The sequence below is a fragment of the Longimicrobium sp. genome, from assembly GCF_036280135.1.
Taxonomy (GTDB): Bacteria; Gemmatimonadota; Gemmatimonadetes; order Longimicrobiales; family Longimicrobiaceae; genus Longimicrobium.
This window is the reverse complement of record NZ_DASURI010000425.1, coordinates 1-3,451: the sequence shown is the minus strand read 5'-3', so window position 1 is coordinate 3,451 and position 3,451 is coordinate 1. Positions and strand designations below refer to the sequence as shown.

The window sequence follows — 3,451 nt, the reverse complement described above, 5'->3', positions numbered from 1 at the left end:
GCGCCAAGCGGTCGCTGGCGCTGCGCGAGTTCGCGCTGGGCGTCGAGGGGCTGGAGCGCTTTGTCCGCGGCGAGCCGCTGCGCCGCGTGCACGAGTGCGTGTTCGGCGTGCTGGCGCTGGAGAGCGAGCCGGTCGATCCCCGGCTGTAGGACACGGTACGAGGGTACGAGGACGAAGGGACGCAGGTGATGCGGGGCTGGAGCCGGCGGGTGGCGGCCCCAGCCCCGCGTTCGTGGCGATCGCCAGACGCGCCTCATCCGCTTGACCGCGCTTGTCCAGATGCGTCATCCGCACTCGGCACTCCGCCAGACGAGTCATCCTGAGGAGCCGCCCCGCGTTCTTCGCCCGGCACGATCCATGGCGGCGACGAAGGATCTTGTATGCGAAGCGACAAGCCGGCTCCGGAGCGTGGAGTCGTCTTCACGCTTCGCACGCAAGATCCTTCGGTCGCGCCCAAGGCCTTGTGCCAGTGCGAGATCGCGCGGGCGCTCCCTTAGGATGACTCGTGCGGTGGTCTGGAGAAGGATGGTCGTCTGGAGAAAGAGTGCGGAGCGCATTCGCCCCCGGAACATGCAACCCTTTTCGCTGTATGCGGATCACACCTGGAGCGCCGCGGGAGCATGGGATGCATTTGCTGGCTATTCCCTGTTCCCTGATCCCTATTCCCTGCGGCTGTTCCCTTGACTTACCGCGGCCGCCGAACGAACCTTCATCGTGCTAGGCCCTTAGCAACCCGACCTGCCCGCACGATGTCCAACGCACCTGCCGCAACCGACCTGAGCCGCCGCGAGCGGCAGATCATGGACGTGGTCTACCGCCTGAGCAAGGCGAGCGTGACCGATGTCCTGGAGCGCATCCCCGAACCGCCCAGCTACTCCGCCGTGCGCGCCCTGATGCGCATCCTGGAGGAAAAGGGGCACCTTCGCCACGAGCAGGACGGCCCCCGCTACCTGTACCTGCCCACCGTCCCGCGTGAGTCGGCGCGCCGCAACGCGCTGTCGCACATGGTGCGCACGTTCTTTGGCGGCAGCACCGAGGCCGCCGTGGCCGCCCTGCTGGACCCGGGCAACCACCGGCTCTCCGAGACCGAGCTGGACCGCATCTCCGACCTCATCGACCAGGCCCGCATCCAGGGACGCTGACCCGTGGACCTCTCCCTCCCCGCGCACGCCGCCGCGCCCTGGCTGGCCCCGGCCCTGTGGCTGGTGGCCCGCGGCACGGTGCTGCTGGTGCTGGCCGCCGTGGCCGTGCTGGCCCTGCGCCGCGCCTCGGCCGCCGCGCGCCACATGGCGTGGGCGCTGGCGCTGACGGGGATGCTGGCGCTGCCGGTGCTCAGCCTGGCCGCGCCGCGCTGGGAGCTGCCGTGGGTGCACGTGGTGTCGATGGGCGCGCCCGCCTTCGCCTCGGGCGACGCGCCCCTGGGCGCCGGGCGGGGGACCCCGTGGGGCGCCGTGGTGCTGGCCGCGTGGGCCGTGGGCGCCGCGCTCACCCTGGGCCGCTACGCCGTGGCCGTGTGGACCGTGCACCGCATTGCCGCGCGGGCCCAGACGGTGACGGACGGGCCGTGGATGGCGCGCATGCGCGACGCGGCCACGGTGCTGGGGATGCGCGAGCCCGTGCGCCTGCTGCGCGCCGAGGGCGCCGCCATGCCCATGACCTGGGGCGTGCTGCGCCCCGTGGTCCTCATCCCCGCGGATGCCGATTCGTGGTCGGCCGAGCGCGCGCGGGTGGTGCTGCTGCACGAGGTGGGGCACGTGGCCCGGCGCGACTGCCTGTGGCAGACGGTGGCCCGGCTGGCGTGTGCCGCGTACTGGTTCCATCCCGGCGTGTGGTGGGCCGCCCGGCAGATGCACGTGGAGCGCGAGCAGGCCTGCGACGACCAGGTGCTGGCCGCCGGCACGCGGGCGTCGGACTACGCGGGGCACCTGCTGGAGGTGGCGCGCACCTTTCGCACGCGCCCGCTGACGGCCGCCGCCGCCGTGGCCATGGCGCGCCGGTCGCAGCTGGAGGACCGCGTGGTGGCCGTGCTGGACGCCGCCCGTGCCCGCGGCCGGGTGACGGGGCGGGTGGCCGTGCTGGGCGGCGGCGTGGCGGCCGTGGCGCTCTTTCCCCTGGCCGCGGCGTCCCCGGGGCGGACGGAGTCCCGGCCCGCGGCCGAGCCGCTCGCCGCCGTGCTGGAGCACGAGGCCAGCGCCAGCGCGCCGGCCCTGGAATACTCCGTGGATGCCGCGCCCTCCACGCGGGCGGGCACGGTGAGCGTGCCCCTGGCCGCGTCGCGCGGGCTGCACCTGAACGTGCGCGTGCCCGATGCCGCCGCGGTGGATGCCCGGCGCGCCGCCGATCAGCCGTATCCGGAGCCGTTCCCGGAAGTGGCCATGAACGACGAGGTCACGCTGGCGGCCCTCATGCGCGCCACCCACGACGCGGACCCCGAGGTGCGCCGCAGCGCCGTGTGGGCGCTGGGGCGGATGGACGGCGGCGGCGTGGTGGTGGGCTCGCTCGTGCGCTCCATGCAGGACAGCGACGCGCGCGTGCGCAGCGCCGCGGCCCTGGCCCTGGGCGAGTACGCCGAGCGGCAGGAGACGGCGCGCATCGCGGCGCGGCGGCCGGGCGCGGACGATTCGCTGCGCGTGCCCACGGGCAGCGCGCCCGCCATGGGCCGCGCGCCGACGGCGGCCCGCACGGACATCGCGCCCACCAAGGACCCGGCGCTGCACCTGCGCGGCGCGATGGAGGAGGATACCCTCGCCGCCCGCGGTCCGCTCTGACCGTCGCAGCAGGCACAAAGACAAAGGCCGCCTTTTCGAGGCGGCCTTTTCGTTTGGTCGTCCCCCCCCGCGCTGTCATCCTGAGAGGATGTTGAATCACCCGGATTGGCCCAAAGCGTCATCCTGAGGAGCCGCCGCGTAAACCCTTGTCTGTGTGTAATCCATGGCGGCGACGAAGGATCTTGTCGCGAAGCTCGGGGGCGACCCTCGTGCACGGAAATCGCCTCCGAGTCTCGCACGCAAGATCCTTCGGTCGCGCCAAAGTTCTGCGCGCGTTCATGTTATGCGCGGCGCTCCCTCAGGATGACGCACCGCGGACGCAGGTTTCTCAACAGCCTCTGAAACAGATCGGCACCGTCTTGCCGCGTCCCGCTCCCGCGCTGAGTTCGCGCGCGAGGGGTTCGTGCACGGGCGAGTGCCGGGCGCGGCGCGACCAGATTCTTCCGTCGGCGCCATCGTGCACGGGATGGATCGCGACGGCGCCTCCTTCAGAATGACAGCACGAGCACGGGACAGGCTGCGCGACGCGAAAAGGGCGGCCTTCCCATCCGGGAGGCCGCCCCTTCTCATCCCCTGCTTTCGCACTTTCGCACTTTCGCACTTTCGCACTTTCGCACTTTCGCACTTTCGCACTGCCGTTCAGACGATCTCCCGCAGCCAGTCCGTCAGGCTCTGCATGGTGA

The 3,451-nt window shown here is 72.2% G+C and carries 2 protein-coding genes and 1 pseudogene; all 3 read left to right on the top strand.

Going from position 1 to position 3,451, the window contains the following annotated elements:
* A pseudogene (locus tag VFZ20_RS32760) lies at positions 1-149 on the top strand (hypothetical protein); the annotation flags it as partial.
* A 600-nt stretch (positions 150-749) separates the two neighbouring features.
* A complete protein-coding gene (locus VFZ20_RS13680) occupies positions 750-1,142 on the top strand; it encodes a BlaI/MecI/CopY family transcriptional regulator (protein WP_329684453.1) in 393 nt (130 codons plus the stop codon).
* A 3-nt stretch (positions 1,143-1,145) separates the two neighbouring features.
* A complete protein-coding gene (locus VFZ20_RS13675) occupies positions 1,146-2,768 on the top strand; it encodes a M56 family metallopeptidase (RefSeq protein WP_329684452.1) in 1,623 nt (540 codons plus the stop codon).
* Positions 2,769-3,451: the final 683 nt, after the last annotated feature.

Bases quoted from the DNA above. Each gene is read 5' to 3' on its own strand.
- VFZ20_RS13680 (WP_329684453.1), top strand. From the start codon at position 750: ATGTCCAACGCACCTGCCGCAACCGACCTGAGCCGCCGCGAGCGGCAG.